Consider the following 20,755-nt stretch of genomic DNA (forward strand, 5'->3'; position numbering starts at 1 on the left):
ATTCGCGTGTCCTGGCCCTCCCGTGAGGGGCCATTCATCGCGGGCGCGGTGGCAGGCTGCCATCGCTGCCCGATGTTTTCCTGCCGTGTGGCATCGTCCGCGCGGCGTTGATCGTGGAGTCCTTCATGTCACAACCTGCCGCCATTCATCTTGATGATTATCAAGCGCCGGCCTGGCGCATTCTCAGCACTCGGTTGACGTTCGATCTGGCGCCGTCCGCGACCCGCGTGACGGCCGTGCTGACCCTCGAGGCCAATCCCGATGCCGCCGTGGGCAGTGACGCGACGCCGCCGCTGGTGCTCAATGGCGAGCACCTGACGCTGGAATCCGTGCGTGTCGATGGGCGAGCGCTCGCCAGTGATGAATACAAGGTCGACGAGACGCATCTCACCCTCGCGGCGCTGCCGGCCAGCTGTGAGCTCGAGACGGTCGTGCTGATCGACCCGGCGGCCAACACGGCACTGGAAGGGCTCTATGTGTCCTCCGGCATGTTCTGCACCCAGTGCGAGGCCGAGGGCTTCCGCCGTATCACCTATTACCCGGATCGTCCGGACGTGATGTCGGTATTCACGACGACCGTCATCGCGGACAAGGCGAACTACCCGATCCTGCTCTCCAACGGCAACCCCGTCGAGCGTGGCGAGCTGGACGGCGGCCGTCACTTCGTCACCTGGCAGGACCCGCACCTCAAGCCGTGCTACCTGTTCGCGCTGGTGGCGGGGGATCTGGTCAAGCATGCCGACAGCTTCACCACCATGAGCGGGCGTGATGTCGCCCTGGAGATCTGGGTCGAGCCGGAGAATCTCGACAAGACCCAGCACGCCATGAACTCTCTCAAGGCCTCCATGAAGTGGGATGAGGAGGTCTATGGGCGCGAGTATGACCTCGATATCTTCATGATCGTTGCGGTCAATGACTTCAACATGGGCGCGATGGAGAACAAGGGTCTCAACATCTTCAACAGCGCCTGTGTGCTGGCCAATCCCGACACCACCACCGACGCTGCCTTCCAGCGCGTCGAAGGGGTGGTGGCACACGAGTACTTCCACAACTGGTCCGGCAATCGCGTCACCTGCCGTGACTGGTTCCAGCTGTCCCTGAAGGAAGGCTTCACCGTCTATCGTGACCAGACCTTCTCCGCCGACATGAATTCGGCGCCGGTCAAGCGCATCGAAGACGTCGCCATGCTGCGCACCGCGCAGTTCGCGGAAGATGCCGGTCCCACCGCGCATCCGGTGCGCCCGGCGTCCTATATCGAGATTTCCAACTTCTACACCCTGACCATCTACGAGAAGGGGTCCGAAGTGGTGCGCATGGTCGCCAACCTGCTGGGCGAAGAGGCCTTCCGCCGCGGCAGTGACCTCTACTTCGCGCGCAACGATGGCAGCGCCGCCACCATCGAGGATTTCATCAGTGCGATGAGCGAAGCCTCCGGGCGTGACTTCACCCAGTTCATGCGCTGGTACTCTCAGGCGGGGACGCCGGAAATCAGCGCCCGTGGCAACTTCGATGCCGAGACGGGCCGCTATTCCCTGACGCTGCAGCAGTCCACCCCGGGGACACCGGGGCAGGCTGAGAAGCTGCCGCTGGTGATCCCGGTGCGCATGGGCCTGGTGGGTGCGGATGGCAGTGATCTGGCGCTCACGCTGGATGGCGAGGCGCTGGGCACGGAAACGGTGCTGGAGCTGACCGAGGCCGAGCAGACCTTCGTCTTCACTGGCCTCGAGGCCGGTGCCGACCCCGTGCCGTCGCTGCTGCGCGGCTTCTCGGCGCCGGTCAAGCTGTCCTTCGCCTACAGCCGTGAGCAGCTGGCCTTCATGATGCAGCATGACAGCGATGGCTTCAACCGCTGGGATGCCGGTCAGCGTCTGGCGCTGGCAGCGCTCGAGGATCTGATGGCTGCCTGGCAGCAGGGCGACACCCAGGCATCACTCGATGCGCGTCTGCTGGCCGCCTATCGCTTCCTGCTCCAGAGCGAGCCGTCCGATCGTGCCGTGCTGGCCGAGATGCTGACCCTGCCGTCGGAGGCCTATATCGCCGAGCAGCAGACTGTCGTCGATGTCGATGCCATCCACTGGGCGCGCAAGACCGCCAAGGCGCAACTGGCCACGGCACTGCGCGATGATTTCGTCGCGCTCTATCACGCCAATGAGCAGCAGGGCGACTACGCGCCGACCTTCGAGCAGATGGCGCGCCGCAGCCTCAAGAATGCCGCGCTCAGCTATCTGATGAGCATCGAGGACGAGGAGGGCGTGCGTCTGGCCCAGGCTCAGCTGGCCGCGGCGCACAACATGACCGACGTACGCGCGGCATTGACGTTGCTGGTGCACTCCTCGCGCACCGAGTTGGGCGATCCGGCCCTCAAGGCCTTCGCCGAGCGCTGGTCGCATGATCCGCTGGTGATGGATCAGTGGTTCTCGATCCAGGTCACGCGTCCGCAGGCTGACGTGCTGGATCGCGTGCGCTTCTTGATGGAGCACCCGGCATTCTCGCTGACCAACCCCAACAAGGTGCGCGCCTTGATCGGTGCCTTCGCCGGCCAGAACCGTGTCAATTTCCATCGCCTCGATGGCGAAGGCTATCGCCTGCTGGCGGATGTGGTCATCGAACTCAATCGCCTGAATCCGGAAATCGCGGCGCGCATCATCACGCCGCTGACGCGCTACAAGCGTTTCGATGCCAAGCGTCAGGCGCTGATGAAGGCAGAGCTCGAGCGTATCCGTGGCGAGAAGCTGTCGCGCAATCTCTACGAGGTCGTGGAGAAGGCGCTGGCCTGATCCGCCTGATCACGTACTCGCCCCGTCAGTTCGACTGACATGAAAAACCCCCACCCGTCTGTGACGGGTGGGGGTTTTCATGGTGCTTGCGAACCAGACCTTGAAGAGAGGCGTCAGTCGCGCACGTTCAGCTCTCGGTCAGTGACAGCAGGATCTTCTTGTAGCTGTCAAAGCGCACGCGGCCTATCTCGCCGCTGTCGACCGCCTGGAGCAGGGCGCATCCCGGCTCCTTCTCGTGCTTGCAGTCACGGAAGCGGCATAGCCCCAGGTAGTCGTGGAATTCACGGAAACCATCGGTGACCTGCTCCGGCGTCAGGTGCACCAGGCCGAATTCACGGATACCGGGTGAGTCGATCAGATCACCGCCGTCCGGCATGTGATAGAGCCAGGCCGTGGTGGTGGTGTGCATGCCCTGGCGTGATTCGGTGGAGAGCGGGCCGACACGTATCTCTTCTCGGGGCAGCAGCATGCCGACCAGTGACGACTTGCCGACGCCACTCTGACCGACGAACACCGAGGTGCGATCGCTCAGCTGTGCCTTCAGGGCGTCCAGGCCTGCCTCGCCGCGCGTGGTACAGGCGACGACGTCGTAGCCGAGTGCCTCGTAGCGTGCCAGCAGGTCACGCAACACACCGCCACTCTCGGGCAGGAGGTCAACCTTGTTGAGCACCAGCACCGGCGTGATGCCGGTGGCTTCCGCGGCGATCAGGTAGCGGTCGATCAGATTGGGTTGTGGCGCGGGTTCGGCGGCGAACACGATCATGATCTGGTCGATGTTGGCGGCCACCGGCTTGAGCACCCCCCGCATGTCCGGGCGTTCAAGCTCGGTAGTGCGGGCACCGCGTGCCACCACCACACCCGTGGCGTCGCTGGCTTCACGCCAGATCACGCGGTCACCGGTGACCAGCGTTTCCAGGTTGGCGCGCAGGTGGCAGCGATGCAGGCTGCCGGATTCACTTTCGACTTCCAGGCTGCGCCCGTAGTGGGCAATGACACGGCCGTGCTGTTCCGGGCCGTATTCGCCGGCGTCGAGCTTGTCGCGGTCCTGCGTCTCGCGCTTTTCGGCGCGCTTGGTACGCTCGGCCTGGACCTTCTCGATGCGCCATTGTTGCTGGCGGCTTAGCTTGCGTTTGCTCATGCTTGGCTGGTGACTCCGGTCGCCGTTCGTTCGCCAGGGATGGGAGCGTCTTCCCCCCTCTGCGGCGCGATTGTACCCTTTGCGCCCTCGGGTGTCGTGCCACACCCCGGGATGGCGTGTGATACTGCCGTCACAGGCGGATCCTCAGCGTCTTCCCATTCCCCGTTCAGCAAGGAGTGACCCATGGCAAATCCCACCGCGCAGGCCGAGCGACTCATCTGGATCGACCTGGAAATGACCGGTCTCGACCCGGCGCGTGAGCGCATCATCGAGGTGGCCACGCTGGTCACCGACGGCGACCTCAACCTGATCGCCGAAGGCCCGGTGCTGGCCGTGCATCAGCCGGACAGCCTGCTGGAGGCGATGGATGAGTGGAACACGCGCACCCACGGCGAATCCGGACTGGTGACGCGCGTCAAGGAAAGTCAGATCGATACCGCCGAAGCCGAACGTCAGACTCTCGAGTTCCTGGCCCGTCACGTGGCGGCAGGCGCCTCGCCGATGTGCGGAAACAGCGTGCATCAGGACCGCCGTTTCCTGCAGCATGAGATGCCGTTGCTGGAAGCGTTCTTCCATTACCGCAACATCGATGTCTCGACCCTCAAGGAACTCGCCAAGCGCTGGAATCCGGCCGCGCTGGACGGTTTCAAGAAGCGCGCGACTCACCAGGCGATGGACGATATCCGCGAGTCACTGGCGGAGCTTGCGCATTACCGCAAGACCTTCCTCAAGCTGACCCAGCAGGGCATCGTCTGAACGACGCAGGGTGAGAGTGTCAGAGCGCGGTGGCCAGACGGGCACCGCGCTTGATGGCTTGCTCCTTCAGCGCCCAGCGCACGTGCTCGCGCAGTGGCTCGCTGGGATAGGGCAGGCGGGCACGCAGGACATGCTCGACCTGCTCCGACCAGGGCGCATTGCCCAGCCCGATGGCGATGTTGGAGAGCCACTTCTCATAGCCGATACGCCGGATGGGACTGCCTTGCGTCTTGTCGAGGAACTCCTGCTCCCCCCAGCAGAACAGCCGGATCAGCTCGATGCGATCCAGATCATGGCGTGGCGAGAAATCCGCCTCCTGGGTCGCCTTGGCAAAGCGCGTGAAGGGACAGAACAGCTGGCAGTCGTCGCAGCCATAGATGCGGTTGCCCATGGCACGGCGGAATTCTTCGGGGATGGCGCCATCCAGCTCGATGGTCAGGTAGGAGATGCAGCGGCGTGCATCGATGACCTTGTCCTCGACGATGGCATCCGTCGGGCAGGCGACCTTGCAGGCGTTGCAGCTGCCACAGTGCTCCTTCTCGAAAGGGGCATCCACCGGCAGAGGCAGGTCGGTGTAGAGTTCGCCCAGGAAGAACAGGCAGCCGGCCTGCTGGTTCATCAGCATGGCGTTCTTGCCGAACCAGCCGATACCGGCCTTCTGGGCCAGCGCGCGCTCCATGACCGGGGCGGAGTCGACGAAGGCGCGGTAGCCGAACGTGCCGACTTCCTTCTCTATCTGCTTGGCCAGGTTGGCCAGCCGCTTGCGCATCAGCTTGTGGTAATCGCGTCCCAGCGCGTAGCGTGAGACGTAGGCGCGCTCGGGCTGGCTGAGTACCTGGGTGGTCTCGACCTCGGGCGGCAGGTAGTCGAGGCGCACGCTGATGACGCGCAGCGTGCCGGGCACCAGCTCCTCCGGGCGCGTGCGCCTGGTGCCGTGCTTGGCCATGAAGTTCATCTCGCCGTGATGACCATTGGCCAGCCAACGTTCCAGGTAGGCCTCGTGTTCCGAGAGGTCGACATCGGTGATCCCGACCTGCTGAAACCCCAGTTCGCGCCCCCATATCTTGATGCGGGCTGCCAGTTCCGCCATGGCCTGAGGGTCGGCGACGCGCGAGTCATCACCGGATGTCTCGTCGGGAGAGCTTCCGGCTGCGTCGGCGGGCAGGGGCATGGTGGCGGATGAAGCAGGCATGGGCATTCCAGCTGGACAGGATGTTCAGGAGCATGGTGCACGCTGGCGTCTCACGGCGAGGAGTCGGCGGTGCGTGCGAAAGGGCGCCACCTTAGCGTAACTTGCCGATCAGCCCAAGCGGCATGTGAGGTGTGCGCTACCCAGTATTTCAGGGCGTGCGGCGCCGCTTTTCCAGGGCGCGGGCACGACTCAGTTTATCAGACATGGAGTGTGGGCATGGCCGTGAGCGATTCCTCTAACCCCTGCGATGTGACGCCGGTCTCATCCGCCACTCAAGCCTTGTGGCGTTCGGTCAATTGCCTGTGGCCCATCGCGGCGCTGCGTGACCTCGAGCATTGGCTGCTGGCGGAAGAGACCGTCTCGATGACCAACGGCTTGCCTGAAGCGTCGGTGGACAAGCGTCTGATGGGGCGGGCGGCGCAGTCAGCCTTCGACCTGCTGCGGCAGCGATGGCCCGAGACGCGCAGATTGTGTGTCCTGTGTGGTGGCGGCAACAATGCGGGCGACGGCTATCTGGTGGCGCGTCTTGCCCAGCTGGCGGGGTTCGAGGTGCGCATCATCGCTTTGAAGGATGAGGCGCAATTGACGGGCGATGCCCAGCTGGCCGCGATTGCCGCGCGGGAAGCCGGGGTCGAGCGTCACCCCTGGCCACAAGATACCGCCACGGCAGAATCATTGGTGAAGGGCTGGCCATTGCTGCTGGACGCCCTGACCGGTATCGGTCTGCGCGAGGCGCCCCGCGGCGCGGTCGCCCACGCCATCGAGCTGATCAACCAACGTCACCGGGAGGGCGCGCATGTCATGGCGCTGGATGTGCCCTCGGGGCTTGATGCCGCCACGGGGGCGGTGGCCGGTGTCGCCGTGGAGGCGGATGTCACGCTGACATTTCTGGTCGACAAGCCGGGTCTGCACACCGGGCGCGCCGAGCTGCATGCCGGACACGTCAGTCTGGCGCGGCTTGGTGCGGCTCGGGTGCTGCCGGAGGTGGTCAAGCAGACCCGAACGGCAGCGTTGCTGGCATGCGAGTCCGTGCAGCGCCTCACGCCGCGCTGGCTGGAGACCGAGCTGGTGCCGCGCTCTCCGCTGGCGCACAAGGGGGATGCCGGCAGCGTGCTGGTCTTTGGCGGCGGGCCGGGGCTTGGCGGCTCCGTTCTGCTGGCCAGTGAAGCCGCCGCGCGTGCCGGTGCCGGCAAGGTGGCGCTGCTTACCGCGCCGGCGCATGTCAGCGCCAGCCTGACACGCTGCCCGGAAGTCATGGTGCGTGGTCTCAAGAGCGGGCCGGAGGGCAGCAGTCATGACGGGTTTGCCGTACTGGAAGCCCAGATGGCACAGGCCAGCGTGACACTGGTCGGCCCCGGCATGGGGACGGAGCCGCTGGAGAGCCTGTTGTGGGGCTGGGGAGGACTGTCTCGCGTGCTCGCGGCCGACCAGCCGCTGGTGGTGGATGCCGACGCCCTGAGCCTGCTGGCCTGGCGAGCCGGTGAAGGTGAGGTGATCCGACGCGACGATTGGGTGTTGACGCCGCATCCTGGAGAGGCGGCGCGCCTGCTGGGCTGCTCGGTGGCACAGGTCGAGCAGGACCGGCCCGGTGCCGTGCGTGCCCTGCAGCAAAGATATGGCGGCAGTGTGGTGCTCAAGGGGGCCGGCAGTCTGATTGCCAGTCCCGCCGGCGTACTGGAAGGGCCAGACGTGGCGCTGTGTCCCTATGGCAATCCCGGCATGGCCAGTGGCGGCATGGGGGACGTGCTGGGCGGCATCATCGCGGGGCTGGCGGCCCAGGCGCTCAATGGTGGCTTCGATGCACGCCAGTCACGCACCCATGAGCAGGGCACGGCACAGGCGGCGCATGTCACGCGTTGCATGGCGCAGGCGGCACGGGTCGGCGTGCTGGTGCACGCCCTGGCCGCCGACCGTGCGGTGCAGGAGCGCGGCGAGCGTGGCCTGCTCGCGGGTGATCTGGCATCCTATATGCATTTATTGCTCAATCCACGGGCCCGAAATGCGCATACTCCTGTCTGATGAAAATGCCCAGGTTGCCTTTGGCAGCCAGCTGGGCGACGTCCTTGCCGGCCGCGGGCTGGTGTTCCTGGAAGGTGAGCTGGGGGCCGGCAAGACGACTCTCACGCGTGGCGTGCTGCGTGCCTACGGGCATGAGGGGGCGGTGAAGAGTCCGACCTATACCCTGGTGGAGCCCTATGTGCTGCCACGTCCCGAGGGCGGCGAATGGCACATCAATCATTTTGATCTCTACCGGCTGGCTGACCCGGAGGAGCTTGAGTTCATCGGCGGGCGAGACCTGCTTGCCGATGACTGCCTGGCGCTGATCGAGTGGCCAAGCTGTGGTCAGGGCTTCCTGCCGGTGCCGGACCTGCGCGTGACGTTGTCCGTCGCCGAGCAGGGCCGCGAGGCCGAGTTGCATGCCCTCACACCGCGAGGAGAGGGTTGGCTTGAGGCACTGGCCGAGCGACGCGCCTCTCAGGCATGATGGCGCCTGACGTGCCGTATCATCTTCGTGGCTGCGTCTGGTCATCCTTCGCTATATTCATCCATGTTCCTTCTGTTCGAGTCACCCTTTCCGATGCCTGAAACTGCGCCCCAATCCTCTCGCCTGCGCATGATGCGCGGTCTACGTCGCTGCCTGGCGGGGGGGGTGATGTGCTCGCTGGCAAGTCTCGCGCTCGCTCCCCAGGCGCTGGCCGCCAAGGTCGAGAATCTGCGGTTGTGGACCGCGCCGGACCACACGCGGCTGGTGTTCGATCTCGATAGCGCAGCCAGTGCCAACATCTTCAGCCTCGACAATCCTCGGCGTCTGGTGATCGACCTCGCGGCAAGCGAGGTGGCCAGCAACGCGGTGAAGCACAAGCTCGATGCGCTGGATCTGGAAGGCAGTGCCATCAAGGCGATCCGTACCGGACGACAGGACGATGCCCTGCGGGTCGTGCTGGATCTGACGCGCCAGGTCAATCCCAAGGACTTCACGCTGGCGCCGAACGACAAGTACGGCAACCGTCTGGTGGTGGATCTCGAGTTCCCGGGCGAGTCCGCGGTCGAGAATCCCATCGACCCGATCGAAGCCCGTATCCGCGAGCAGGAGCAGGCGGCAGCCAAGCGCAAGCTGAAGGGCGAGCCTGCCGCGCCGCTGCCGAGCAGCAAGGCGGCGACGCATCCCAAGCGCGATATCATCATCGCCATTGACCCCGGTCACGGCGGTGAGGACCCGGGCGCCAGCGGCCCGAGCGGCACCAAGGAGAAGGATGTGGTGCTCAAGATCGGCAAGCGTCTCAAGCGCATGTTCGACGAGCAGCCCGGCTTCAAGGCCATCCTGACCCGCAACAGCGATTACTACATCCCGCTGCGCAAGCGTACCGAGATCGCGCGTGAGCAGAAGGCAGACTTCTTCGTCTCGGTGCACGCCGACGCCTTCAACAGTCCGCGGCCGCATGGCAGCTCGGTCTTTGCGCTTTCCAGCCGAGGCGCCACCTCAGAGACCGCCCGCTGGCTGGCGGCCACCGAGAACCGTGCTGACCTGATCGGCGGCGTGGATGGCAACCTCAGCCTGAATGACAAGGATGAGATGCTGCGCGGCGTGCTGCTGGATCTGACCATGACCGCCACGCTCAATGATTCATTGGCGGCAGGCAGCGGCGTGCTGGCCAATCTGGGCCGCATCAACTCGCTGCACAAGCGTCAGGTGGAGCAGGCCGGGTTCGTGGTGCTCAAGTCGCCGGACATCCCGTCTCTGCTGGTGGAAACGGGCTTCATCTCCAATCCCCAGGAAGAGCGCAACCTCAACAGTGGCGCCTATCAGGAAAAGCTGGCGCGCTCGATCTTCTCGGGTATCCAGAGTCACTTCGAGCGCAATCCGCCGCCTGCCAGTCTGCTGGCATGGCGACGCAGCCAGGCACGAGGCGGCAATGGTGGCGAGTATCGCGTCAAGAGTGGCGATACGCTGTCGGAAGTCGCACAGCGTCACAACGTGAGCATGGCCGCGCTGAAGCAGGCCAATGGCATGAGCGGGGACACGGTCCGCGTCGGTCAGGTGCTCAAGATTCCGCGCGGCTGAGTGTCAGGCCGCCTGCTCCTTCGATGTGGTGGCAGGCGGGCGTGGCGGCCCGAGCACGCTATCCATCGGGCATGAAGCCCGTCGACTGTCCGCTGACTCGGCTCTTGCGTGCTCGCCGCACGGAGAAGCCGGGTCGGCGGGCAGTGTCGTTTTCAGAGAGACGCCCTCTACGCATGCATAATCAGGAGTTCTTCCATGTCCGTCGAGTCATCTGATACGGATGTCGCTGAAACACGTGAGCGGCGTATCCGCATCCTCAATCCGCGTCTTGCCAACCAGATCGCGGCGGGCGAGGTGGTGGAGCGACCGGCCTCCGTGGTCAAGGAGCTGGTCGAGAACGCCATCGATGCCGGCAGTACGCGCATCGAGCTGGAACTGGAAGGCGGCGGTGCGCGGCTGATTCGCGTGCGTGACAACGGCTGCGGCATCACCGAGGAGGATCTGCCGCTGGCCCTGTCACGTCACGCGACCAGCAAGATCGAGAGCCTTGATGACCTGGAAGGTGTGGCGAGTCTCGGCTTTCGGGGGGAGGCATTGGCCTCGATCAGCTCGGTCTCGCGCCTGGAGCTGTTCTCGAACGTCTCGGATGAGCCCGCCAATGGCTGGCGGGTGGTGGCGGAAGGCCGTGAGATGTCGCCGCGCGTCTCGCCGGCGCCCCATCCGCGTGGCACCAGCGTGGCCGTGCGTGACCTGTTCTTCAATACGCCGGCGCGTCGCAAGTTCATGCGTACCGAGAAGACCGAATTCGGCCATGTCGAGGAAAGCTTCCGCCGTCTCGCGCTGTCGCGTCACGACATCGGCTGGACGTTGCGCCACAACCAGAAGGTGGTGCATCAGCTGCGTGCCGGCGAGGACACGCTGACGGTGGAGCGACGGATCGGCGCACTGCTGGGTCGCAACTTCCTCGAGCATGCGCTGCATCTGGATATCGAGGCCTCCGGCTTGCGTCTCTCCGGCTGGGTCGGCTTGCCGACGCATTCGCGTGCCCAGGCGGACCAGCAGTATTTCTTCGTCAATGGCCGCGTGGTGCGTGACCGTCTGGTCGCGCATGCCGTGCGTCAGGCCTATCGCGACGTGCTGTTCCACGGCCGGCATCCGGTGTTCGTGCTCTATCTGGAGCTGGACCCCACGGTGGTGGATGTCAACGTTCACCCCACCAAGCACGAAGTGCGCTTCCGTGACGGTCGCCTGGTGCACGACTTCCTGTTCTCCAGCTTGCACAAGGCACTGGCCGAGGTGCGCCCCGGTGACAACAGCGCCGCGCCCACCGGTATCGAGGGCCAGGAGAAGGAGGAGGATCCCGGCTGGCAGCAGCAGGGCATGCGTCTCGGGCGTCAGGAGCAGGATGCGCAGGAGCATGGTGCGTCAGCGCAGTCATCCCCTGGTGGTGGTGCGTCGGCCGGGAAGGATCAGTCAGCCGCTGCAGGTGAGCCGTCAGGCGCTGCCGCGCCCTGGAAGCCATCGTCACAGCTGCCGCCGGCCGGAGATGGCCGCTCCAGCGAGCGCCTGAGTGCTGAGCGGGTGCGTCAGTTCATGGCCGGCTATCGTGCGTTGCATCCCAGCGAAGACCATCTGCTGACGCCGGGTGGCGGGCCAGCGGGCACGACGCCTGAGCATGGCGCTGCTCGTGACCCTGCCGCCATCGCCATTGCCGAGCGCGAGGCGCGACGCGCCCCGCGTGTCACACTGGGCGAAGGGATGCGCCAAGGTGAGGATGACGCACCGGCCAGTATCAGCGAATCTGCCGCCGGTTGGCAGGTCTCGGCACCGTCAGCGGAGCCATCGTCGGGAGTCCCGGCAGAGAATGTGTCCGCTGACGGACCCACGCCTGTCACCTCTGACATCGTGATGCGTGGCCTGCCAGCCCAGAGCGCCGAGGATGATACGCCACCGCTGGGCTACGCCATCGCGCAGCTGCACGGGGTCTACATCCTGTCGCAGACCTCGCGTGGACTGGTGATGGTCGACATGCACGCCGCCCACGAGCGCATCACCTACGAGCGCATGAAGCGCCATGTGCATGGCGGCGGTCATCTGGAGGCCCAGCCGCTGCTGGTGCCGGTGTCACTTGCCGTCAGTTCGCGCGAGATGGGTACCTTCGAGCGCGAATCCGAGGCATTCACGCGTCTGGGTGTCGAGCTGGACGCCGCCGGACCGGAAACCCTGCTGGTGCGACAGGTGCCGGTGGTGCTCGGCAATGCCGATGTCGAGCCACTGGTGCGCGGCATGCTGGAGGATCTCGAGCGTTACGGCCGCAGCGATCGCATGGAAGCTCACATGAATGAGCTGCTCGCGGACATGGCCTGCCGGGGCAGCGTGCGGGCCAATCGTCGCCTGACGGTTCCCGAGATGAATGCCCTGCTGCGAGACATGGAGCGCACCGAGCGCTCCGGTCAGTGCAATCATGGCCGTCCTACCTGGACCGAACTTTCCATGAATGAACTCGACAAGCTGTTCCTGCGTGGGCAGTAAGCCTGCCCGGTATCGACAGTGGTTCACCCTTGATTCACCTCCTAGCCCAGACAATAGGTCATGACCCAGACGCAATCCCCCGACATTTCCCCCCGTGCCGCGCATGAGATGGCTGACAAACCGCCCGTCATGCTGTTGATGGGGCCGACAGCCTCCGGCAAGACGGACCTGGCCATCCGCTGGCACGAGGAGCAGGGGGCGGAGCTGGTGAGCGTCGATTCCGCGCTGATCTATCGTGGCATGGACATCGGGACCGCCAAGCCCAGCGCCGAAGAGCTGGCGCGGGCGCCGCACCGGTTGATTGACTTCCTGGACCCGCTGGAGAGCTATTCGGCAGCGGAGTTTCGTCGCGATGCACTGGCGCATATCGCCGAGATCCAGTCCCGCGGCAAGATGCCGCTGCTGGTCGGTGGCACCATGATGTACTTCAAGCGGCTGCTGGAAGGTGTGGCGGAGCTGCCGGCGGCGGATCCCGCGCTGCGTGAACAGCTGGAAGCACGCGCCAGAGACGAAGGGCTGCCGGCGCTGCATGCGCAGCTTGCCAGGCTGGATCCGGCGAGCGCCGAGAGGATCCGGCCCTCGGACCCGCAGCGTCTGACACGTGCGCTGGAAGTCTGTCTGTTGAGCGGGCGCTCGATGACGGAGCTGCTCGCGGAGCAGCCGGAAGCCGAGCTTCCGTTCCGGCCGATCCCGATCGCACTGGCGCCCCATGACAGAGCCGTGTTACATGAACGTATCGAGACGCGTTTTGACCAGATGCTGGAACAGGGCCTGATTGGCGAGGTCGAAGCGCTGAAGGCTCGCCCGGAGCTGCACCCCGGGCTGCCCTCGATACGCTGTGTCGGCTATCGTCAGGTGTGGGATTATCTGGAGGGGCATCTGACGCGTGACGAGATGCGTGAGCGTGGCATCATTGCCACCCGCCAGCTCGCCAAGCGTCAATTGACCTGGCTGCGTAGCTGGAAGGGGATTCACCACGTGGATTCCATGGGTGTAAATCCTTACAGTGAAACCTTGAAAATCGTGCGCCAGACCAGCACTTAGCGTAACATGAGCTGTCACGACCCGCGCCCGTGAAGCCCCCCAAAGAGGGCAACCCGGAGCGCTGGCGAACATAACCATACTTGCCTCGAACGAGACATTTTTTACGGAGAGTCACATGTCCAAAGGTCAATCACTCCAGGACCCGTACCTGAACATCCTGCGCAAGGAACGTATTCCGGTCTCGATCTTCCTGGTCAACGGCATCAAGCTGCAGGGCCAGATCGAATCCTTCGATCAATTCGTCATCCTGCTGCGCAATACCGTCTCCCAGATGGTTTACAAGCACGCTATCTCAACCGTGGTGCCCTCGCGCAATGTGCGCCTGCCGGCCCAGGATGCGACCGTGCCCTCCACAGAAAGCTGAAATCCGAGGCGCTGATTGTTCTTCGAACGACCCGAAGCCGGTGAAACGGCCGTCCTGGTCCATGTCAATTTCCGGGACGAAAAAGAACGCGAGGATGCAGGTGAGCTCCTCGAACTCGTACGTTCGGCAGGCGCCGTGCCGGCCACCCTCATCGAGGGTAGCCGGCCCCGCCCTGACTCCCGTACGTTCATCGGAGAAGGCAAGCTTGAGGAAGTGCGTGAGGCCCTGGCCGAGCACCAAGCCGAGCTTGTGATCTTCAACCATTCATTGAGCCCTTCCCAGCAGCGCAACCTTGAAGGTTCGCTCCAGTGTCGCGTGATCGACCGCACCGGTCTGATCCTCGACATCTTTGCCCAGCGCGCGCGCACCCACGAGGGCAAGCTGCAGGTGGAGCTCGCTCAGCTCGAGTACATGTCCACCCGCCTGGTGCGTGGCTGGACCCACCTTGAGCGTCAGAAGGGCGGTATCGGTCTGCGTGGCCCGGGGGAAACCCAGCTCGAGACCGACCGTCGTCTGCTGCGTGCCCGGATCAAGTCGATCCACAAGCGGCTCGAGAAGGTGCACAAGCAGCGCGATCAGAACCGCCGTGCTCGGGCACGTGCCGAGATCCCCAGCCTGTCACTGGTCGGCTATACCAACGCCGGCAAGTCGACGCTGTTCAATGCGCTGACCACCTCTGAGGTCTATGCGGCGGATCAGCTGTTCGCCACGCTCGACCCGACGCTGCGCCGTCTGGAGCTGGAAGACGTGGGCCCTGCGGTGCTTGCGGATACCGTCGGCTTCATTCGGCACCTGCCGCACAAGCTGGTGGAAGCGTTCCAGGCCACCCTGCAGGAAGCCGCCGAGGCGGACCTGCTGGTGCACGTCATCGATGCGGCTGACCCGGAAAATGATCGCAATACCGAGCAGGTCAACGAGGTGCTCAACGAGATTGAGGCCGGTGACGTGCCACGCCTGCTGGTCATGAACAAGGTCGATCGCCTCGACATGGCGCCGCGCATCGAGCGCGACGGCTTCGGGCGTCCGCTGGTCGTATGGTTGTCGGCGCGTGACGGCAAGGGGCTGGATCTGCTGATGCAGGCCTTCTCCGAGCTGCTGTCAGACAATGTCATCTCGACCCGTCTGACGCTGGGGCCGGAGAAGTCACGCCTGCGTGCCGGTCTGCATGAGCTGGATGCCGTCAAGAGTGAAGCGTATGACGAGCAGGGCAATGCGTTGATGGACATTCGTCTCGAGAAGCGCGACTTTCTCCAGCTGTTGTCGCATCTTGGGGAATCTCCCGAGGCCTACCTCGGGGGCGAGCATGACGATCGTGAGGCCTGGCAGCGTGAGCTGTCTGCCGAGCGCGCCGAGAAGCATCGCCTCTCGGTGACGCACAAGTCCTGACGCAGTGATTGCGTCATCTGGCATCTGCAGGTACCTGATGCAGATGCCCTAGCACGGATAGTGACGTGCAGCGAGCAACAGGCATTCGACGTGAAGGGATTGTCGGATGCCGCCTGGCAGAGGATGGTTGTCAGGCAGGGCCATGGCCTTCTCCCGCAAGGGGCGCGCCGCCGTGTCATAGCAAAGAACCGGTCATCAATTGCCGGGGACGATTCCCGGCAACGAAAGCCGGCATGGGCGGCGTCATCATAATGACGAGCGGAACATCGACTGAGTGGAGACGACGTATGGCTTGGAATGAGCCGGGTGGCGGCAACCAGCATGACCCCTGGAGTGGCGGTGGCCGCAACGGGGACAAGAAAGGGGGTGGAGGCAACGGCGGTGGCAACGGTGGACCGCCCGACCTCGACGAAGCGCTGAAGAAGTTCCAGGACAAGCTCAACGGCATGCTGGGCAACGGCCGCAAGCGTCGTGGCGGCAGCGGGGGCGGCAACGGCGGCAGTGGTGGCAGCACCAATGCCTTTGCCCTGCCGGGCATCATCGGGGTGGTGCTGGTCGCCATCTGGGCGGCTTCCGGTTTCTATCTGGTCGATCAGTCCGAACGTGGCGTGGTGCTTCGCTTCGGCAAGTACAACGACATCGTCGGCCCGGGCCTGCACTGGAATCCGCCGATCATCGATGACGTGCGCGAGATCAACGTCACCAAGGTGCGCTCGCTCTCCCAGACCAAGTCGATGCTGACGCAGGACGAGAACATCGTCGAAGTGCAGATGTCCGTCCAGTATCAGGTATCCAACCCGCGTGACTTCCTGCTCAACGTGCGTGCTCCCGAGGTCAGCCTCGAGAACGCCATGGATTCTGCATTGCGTCACGAAGTCGGCAGCGCCGACATGAACGACATCCTGACCTCCGGGCGTGAGCTGCTGGCCAGCAACGTCAAGTCGCGTCTGCAGTCCTACCTGGACAACTATGGCGTGGGTCTGACATTGCAGACCATCAACGTCGAGTCCACGTCGGCGCCGGCAGCGGTCCAGGATTCCTTCGATGACGTCATCAAGGCTCGTGAGGATCGTCAGCGCACGATCAACCAGGCATTGGCCTACGAGAACTCGATTCTCCCGGCGGCTCAAGGTCAGGCGCAGCGCATCATCGAGGAAGCCGAAGGGTACAAGGAGTCGGTGGTGGCCAAGTCCCAGGGTGAGGCCAATCGCTTCACTTCCCTGCTGACCGAGTACCAGAAGGCACCGGAGATCATCCGCGAGCGCATGTACCTCGAGACCATGGGGGAAGTGCTCGGCAAGACCAACAAGGTGCTGGTGGATGTCGAGAACGGCAACTCCCTCATGTACCTGCCGTTGGACAAGCTGGCTGGCAAGTCCAATGCCACGTCCGAGGATGCCAGTGGCATGAGTCGCAGTGAGTTGGATCGCGTGTCCCGACAGGCGAGCGACGCTCTCGGCCGCAGCAGCCAGAGCAGCAATGACAGCAGCAACAGCATTCGTCGGGAGGGTCGTCAATGATCAACAATCGCTCACTGATGGCCGTGGCGGGTCTGGCCGTCGTTGCCTGGTTCGCCAGCAACAGCCTCTACACGATCGATGAGACCCAGCGCGCCATCAAGCTCAAGTTTGGTGAGGTGGTGGAAGACAACATCCAGCCGGGCCTGCATTTCAAGTTGCCGGTCTACAACACGATTCGTACCTTCGATACGCGCGTGTTGACACTGGATGCCCAGGCGAGCCGTTATCTGACCCGCGAGAAGAAGGCGGTCATCGTCGACTCCTTCGTCAAGTGGAAGATCATCGACCCCAAGCGCTACTACGAGGCGACGTCCGGTGATGAGCAGATGGCAGAGCGTCTGATCGCGCCGCGTGTCGATGAGAGTCTGCGTAACGAGTTCGGCAAGCTCGAGCTGGTACAGATCATCTCCGAACAGCGTGATGCGCTGATGAAGAAGCCCACCGAAGAGCTCGACGCGGTGATGCGCAAGGAACTGGGGGTGTCGATTCTCGATATCCGCGTCAAGCGCATCGACCTGCCGGACGAAGTCTCTCAGGCGGTCTATGAGCGCATGAAGACCGAGCGTCAGCGTGAGGCACGTGAATATCGTGCCCAGGGTCAGGAGCAGGCCGAGAAGATCCAGGCCAATGCGGACCGCCGTCGTTCGGTACTGCTTGCGCAGGCTGAAGAGCAGGCGCAGACCCTGCGTGGTGAGGGGGACGCATCAGCGGCCGCCATCTACGCTGCGGCTTACGGGGCGGATCTGGAGTTCTTCCGCTTCTATCGCTCGCTGCAGGCCTATCGCGACAGCTTCAAGGGTGATGGCAACATGATGGTCATCCAGCCGGATAGCGAATTCTTCCGCTTCTTCAAGGATTCGCAGGGCGGCTCTCAGTAACGGCTGACCGTCCGCATCGTCATCAGGCGAACAGATGACGATGCCGCGGATGAACCCCGCACGAAGTCTCGTGTGGGGTTCATCCCGAAAGGATTCATGCTAGACTCCTGCAACCGGGCACCGCCCGGTTTTTTTGTGGCCGTTTTTCCTCTATCGACGACGTTCCCACGAAGTCCCGATGGGCCCCGGACAGGCGCTGTCAGCGTGGCAGTCCTTGCTCGCGAAGCCGCCTCAAGGCGCGGCTCGAGCCTGTCTCACGCCGTGTTTCAAGGGCGTTGCCGTCGAGTGTCCAGCGTGTTGCGCGGGTGTTTCGTCACTGAGTTGCAGCGGCATGTCCCTGCACTGACGGCACGCGCGATACGCGCCACTCCTTGTCAAAAATTTCTCGCAGGATAGCGCAATGACCATCGCAGATCGCTGGCTCCTCCCGGATGGCATGGATGAGGTACTGCCGCCTCAGGCAACCCGTATGGAGGCGCTGCGCCGCGCGCTGCTCGACCTCTATCATCGCTTCGGCTATGACCTGGTGCTGCCGCCTCCCGTCGAATTCCTTGATTCCCTGCTGACCGGCACCGGTACCGAGCTTGACCTTCAGACCTTCAAGCTGACAGATCAGATGACCGGGCGCATGATGGGAGCCAGTGCCGATGTCACCCCGCAGGTGGCACGCATGGATGCCCACTCCCTGCATCGTGAAGGGCCGGTGCGTCTGTGCTACTGCGCCAACGTGCTGCGTACCAAGGCGGACAAGCATCAGGGCGGACGCAGCCCGGTGCAGGTCGGTGCCGAGCTGTTCGGTCATGCTGGCCTTGAGGCCGACCACGAGATCCTGCACCTGGCACTGACCAGCCTCGAGCAGGCCGGTGCTGGCGAGCTGCACCTGGCGCTGGGGCATATCGGCATCTATCGTGCCTTGATCGCCGAAGCCGGCATGAGCGACGAGCACGAGCGCGAGCTGTTCGCCGCCATCGAACGCAAGCAGTATTCCGCTCTCGATGCATTGATCGATCGCGTGGTGGGTGACAAGGTGGTGGCGGGCATGCTCAAGACCCTGCCGCACCTGCACGGGGATGAAGAGATTCTTGCCCAGGCCCGGACCGCCTTTGCCGGCGCGCCCGCTGCCGTCGCCGGCGCACTGGATCAGCTTGCCGCCCTCAGTCAGGTCGTGCGTGAGCGTCATCCGCAGGTCACGTTGTACTTCGATCTCGCCGAACTGCGCGGCTATGAATATCACACCGGCATGGTGTTCGCGGCCTATGTGCCGGGCTACGGTCAGGCGCTGGCCAAGGGCGGGCGCTACGACGATACTGGGCGTGCCTTCGGACGTGCGCGTCCGGCCACCGGCTTCTCGATGGACCTGAAGCAGCTGGCGTCGCTCGCCGTGCAGCCTCCGGCCTGCGATGGCATCTGGGCACCGGCGCTCAATGACAGCGCGCTGCGAGAGTGTGTCGATCAGCTGCGCGCCGACGGCGAGCGTGTCATCGCCGCGCTGCCGGGCCAGACCACCGGTGCCGATGCGCACCGTTGCAACCGCGAGCTTGTCCAGGTCGATGGCGCCTGGCAGGTCGTGACGCTGCAGTCGTGATCCGCTGACGGCCATGCGTGCCAGCCAGCAGAACAGCAGGGGCCACCAGGTCCCGAGGTGCAGCTGCCCTTGAGGTGGCTGCACTTGTGAGTGGGTTTTCACCGACGGTTATTCACCGAAAGAGACTAGGAATCATGGGCAAGAATGTAGTCGTGCTCGGCACCCAATGGGGTGATGAAGGCAAGGGCAAGGTCGTTGACCTGCTGACCGAATCCGCCAGCGCCGTCGTGCGCTTCCAGGGTGGCCACAACGCCGGCCATACACTGGTGCTGGATGGCAAGAAGACCGTTCTTCACCTGATCCCGTCCGGTATCCTGCACCCGGGCAAGACCTGCGTCATCGGCAATGGCGTCGTGCTGTCTCCGGAAGCGCTGATCAAGGAGATCCGTGAGCTGGAAGCCAATGACGTGCCGGTACGTGACCGTCTGCGTCTGTCGCCGGCTTGCCCGCTGATCCTGTCCTATCACGTGCGCCTGGATCAGGCGCGCGAGAAGGCGCGTGGTGTCGCCAAGATCGGCACCACGGGTCGTGGCATCGGGCCGGCCTACGAAGACAAGGTCGCGCGTCGTGGTCTGCGTCTGGGTGACATGCTCCACCGTGAGCGTTTCGCCTCCAAGCTGGGCGAAGTGCTGGACTACCACAACTTCGTGCTGCAGCACTATCACGGCGAAGCGCCGGTCGACTTCCAGCAGGTGCTGGACGAAGCCATGGAAATGGCCGAAGAGCTGCGTCCGATGGTCTGCGACACCGTGGACCTGGTCCACTCCGTGCGCAAGGCCAACGAGAACATCCTCTTCGAGGGTGCTCAAGGCTCACTGCTCGACATCGACCACGGTACCTACCCGTACGTCACCAGCTCCAACACCACTGCCGGCGGCACCGCCACCGGTTCCGGTGTCGGCCCGCTGTATCTCGACTACGTGCTGGGCATCACCAAGGCCTACACCACCCGTGTCGGTTCCGGCCCGTTCCCGACCGAGCTGTTCGATGAGTTCGGCCGTCACCTGGCCGAGCGTGGCCACGAATTCGGTGCCACCACCGGTCGTGCGCGTCGTTGTGGCTGGTTCGATGCCGTCGCCCTGCGTCACGCCGTGCAGATCAACTCGGTCAGCGGCATCTGCCTGACCAAGCTGGACGTGCTGGATGGTCTCGAGAACATCCGGGTCTGCATCGGCTATCGCAGCAAGGATGGCGACGTGCTGGACAACCCGGTGGATTCCGAAGGCTATGAAGCCATCGAGCCGCTCTACCAGGACCTGCCGGGCTGGAGCGACTCCACCATCGGCGTGCGTGAAGTCGAGAAGCTGCCGGCCAATGCCCGTGCCTACATCAGCTTCCTGGAAGAGCAGGTCGGCGTGCCGATCGACATCATCTCCACCGGCCCGGATCGCAACGAGACCATCGTGCTGCGCAATCCGTTCCACGACTGATCATGACCACGTCGCTCTCCTGAGCGGCGCGTGATGTCGAGATGATGCAAGACCAAGACACCCCGTCGGGATTTCCCGGCGGGGTGTCTTGCGTTCCAAGGCTGGTAGCAGAAGGGCTTGTACAGTCTTGAGAGTGGCAGGGTGGGGTGG

General features: G+C 64.1%; 15 protein-coding genes. 13 read left to right on the forward strand and 2 right to left on the reverse strand.

All coding sequences use genetic code 11. The features are described 5' to 3' along the window. Window positions 1–125 precede the first annotated feature (125 nt). The gene (gene pepN / locus BOH68_RS05170) at window positions 126–2,777 is read left to right on the forward strand and encodes an aminopeptidase N (protein ID WP_077372471.1); all 2,652 of its coding nucleotides are present in this window, start codon (window positions 126–128) and stop codon (window positions 2,775–2,777) included. 127 nt (window positions 2,778–2,904) lie between these two features. Here the strand turns inward: pepN and rsgA are convergent, their stop codons facing one another. Further along, window positions 2,905–3,915, reverse strand: a complete 1,011-nt coding sequence (rsgA, locus tag BOH68_RS05175) for a small ribosomal subunit biogenesis GTPase RsgA (RefSeq protein ID WP_077372474.1) — start codon at window positions 3,913–3,915, stop codon at window positions 2,905–2,907. Window positions 3,916–4,098: 183 nt separating this feature from the next. Between rsgA and orn the strand changes: the two genes are divergently transcribed. Then, window positions 4,099–4,671: an oligoribonuclease gene (orn, locus tag BOH68_RS05180; protein WP_077372477.1), complete on the forward strand. Its 573-nt coding sequence runs from the start codon at window positions 4,099–4,101 to the stop codon at window positions 4,669–4,671. Between the two features lie 19 nt (window positions 4,672–4,690). Here orn and queG read toward each other — a convergent pair whose 3' ends face one another. Next, window positions 4,691–5,761: a tRNA epoxyqueuosine(34) reductase QueG gene (gene queG / locus BOH68_RS05185; protein ID WP_103751384.1), complete on the reverse strand. Its 1,071-nt coding sequence runs from the start codon at window positions 5,759–5,761 to the stop codon at window positions 4,691–4,693. 324 nt (window positions 5,762–6,085) lie between these two features. Here queG and BOH68_RS05190 point away from each other — a divergent pair, with 324 nt between their 5' ends. The 11 genes from BOH68_RS05190 to BOH68_RS05240 all read left to right on the forward strand — a co-directional run bounded on the left by BOH68_RS05190 (window position 6,086) and on the right by BOH68_RS05240 (window position 20,605). Continuing rightward, window positions 6,086–7,882: an NAD(P)H-hydrate dehydratase gene (locus BOH68_RS05190; protein WP_167593037.1), complete on the forward strand. Its 1,797-nt coding sequence runs from the start codon at window positions 6,086–6,088 to the stop codon at window positions 7,880–7,882. Then, window positions 7,863–8,348, forward strand: a complete 486-nt coding sequence (tsaE, locus tag BOH68_RS05195; RefSeq protein WP_077372483.1) for a tRNA (adenosine(37)-N6)-threonylcarbamoyltransferase complex ATPase subunit type 1 TsaE — start codon at window positions 7,863–7,865, stop codon at window positions 8,346–8,348. Before BOH68_RS05190 ends, tsaE begins: the two co-directional genes overlap by 20 nt. A gap of 93 nt (window positions 8,349–8,441) precedes the next feature. Then, entirely contained in the window at window positions 8,442–9,926 is a 1,485-nt protein-coding gene (locus BOH68_RS05200; RefSeq protein WP_374700392.1) for an N-acetylmuramoyl-L-alanine amidase, read from the forward strand. A gap of 195 nt (window positions 9,927–10,121) precedes the next feature. Next, on the forward strand, window positions 10,122–12,398 hold the full coding sequence (gene mutL / locus BOH68_RS05205) for a DNA mismatch repair endonuclease MutL (RefSeq protein WP_077372489.1): 2,277 nt from the start codon (window positions 10,122–10,124) through the stop codon (window positions 12,396–12,398). A 60-nt stretch (window positions 12,399–12,458) separates the two neighbouring features. Next, window positions 12,459–13,442, forward strand: coding sequence for a tRNA (adenosine(37)-N6)-dimethylallyltransferase MiaA (gene miaA / locus BOH68_RS05210; protein ID WP_374700393.1), 984 nt, complete (start codon window positions 12,459–12,461; stop codon window positions 13,440–13,442). A 115-nt stretch (window positions 13,443–13,557) separates the two neighbouring features. Next, the gene (gene hfq / locus BOH68_RS05215) at window positions 13,558–13,806 is read left to right on the forward strand and encodes an RNA chaperone Hfq (RefSeq protein ID WP_065392483.1); all 249 of its coding nucleotides are present in this window, start codon (window positions 13,558–13,560) and stop codon (window positions 13,804–13,806) included. Window positions 13,807–13,821: 15 nt separating this feature from the next. Then, entirely contained in the window at window positions 13,822–15,192 is a 1,371-nt protein-coding gene (hflX, locus tag BOH68_RS05220; protein WP_065392482.1) for a ribosome rescue GTPase HflX, read from the forward strand. 287 nt (window positions 15,193–15,479) lie between these two features. Beyond that, window positions 15,480–16,712 carry an FtsH protease activity modulator HflK gene (gene hflK / locus BOH68_RS05225; protein WP_077372495.1) on the forward strand — a complete coding sequence of 411 codons (1,233 nt, stop codon included), beginning with the start codon at window positions 15,480–15,482 and terminating at the stop codon, window positions 16,710–16,712. Then, on the forward strand, window positions 16,709–17,590 hold the full coding sequence (hflC, locus tag BOH68_RS05230) for a protease modulator HflC (protein ID WP_077372498.1): 882 nt from the start codon (window positions 16,709–16,711) through the stop codon (window positions 17,588–17,590). The genes hflK and hflC overlap by 4 nt, the downstream gene beginning before the upstream one ends. Before the next feature lie 400 nt (window positions 17,591–17,990). Continuing rightward, the gene (locus BOH68_RS05235) at window positions 17,991–19,175 is read left to right on the forward strand and encodes an ATP phosphoribosyltransferase regulatory subunit (protein WP_077372501.1); all 1,185 of its coding nucleotides are present in this window, start codon (window positions 17,991–17,993) and stop codon (window positions 19,173–19,175) included. A 134-nt stretch (window positions 19,176–19,309) separates the two neighbouring features. Then, the gene (locus BOH68_RS05240) at window positions 19,310–20,605 is read left to right on the forward strand and encodes an adenylosuccinate synthase (RefSeq protein ID WP_077372504.1); all 1,296 of its coding nucleotides are present in this window, start codon (window positions 19,310–19,312) and stop codon (window positions 20,603–20,605) included. Window positions 20,606–20,755 lie beyond the last annotated feature (150 nt).

The sequence above is a fragment of the Cobetia sp. MM1IDA2H-1 genome, from assembly GCF_002916775.2.
GTDB classification, from domain to species: Bacteria; Pseudomonadota; Gammaproteobacteria; order Pseudomonadales; family Halomonadaceae; genus Cobetia; species Cobetia marina.